Genomic DNA, 355 nt, shown 5'->3' with positions numbered 1-355 from the left:
CGGATATGAAACCCTACTCAGGAGATCAAAATTGAACGACGATATGCGCAAGGATGGCGGCCCCGTGGATGTCATCACTCCTGCAGCGGCACCCGCACAGGAGGCCCCGGACGGAACTCAGGTGCGTGTGCGCTTCGATGACACGCAGATGGCCAGCACCTACGCCAATGTGGCCAGCATCGCGACGACGGCCGACGAGATCATGGTTCTTTTCGGCACAAATCGCGGTTGGAGTGTCGCGGGGGGTGAGATCACGGTCGGCCTGACCAACCGCATCATTATGACACCTTCCACGGCTCGTAGCCTGCTGGACACGCTGACGCGCGTCCTCGAAGCGCGCGCCAAGTAAACATTC

At 60.3% G+C, this 355-nt stretch carries 1 protein-coding gene; it reads left to right on the top strand.

Going from position 1 to position 355, the window contains the following annotated elements:
• Nucleotides 1–31 precede the first annotated feature (31 nt).
• Nucleotides 32–349 carry a DUF3467 domain-containing protein gene (locus tag ACQ860_RS11125; RefSeq protein ID WP_431303434.1) on the top strand — a complete coding sequence of 106 codons (318 nt, stop codon included), beginning with the start codon at nt 32–34 and terminating at the stop codon, nt 347–349.
• Nucleotides 350–355: the final 6 nt, after the last annotated feature.

It is taken from the genome of Sediminicoccus sp. BL-A-41-H5 (assembly GCF_050632405.1).
Taxonomy (GTDB): Bacteria; Pseudomonadota; Alphaproteobacteria; order Acetobacterales; family Acetobacteraceae; genus Roseococcus.
Note: the sequence above shows the minus strand (reverse complement) of the source record. Positions and strands in the feature narration are given on the sequence as shown.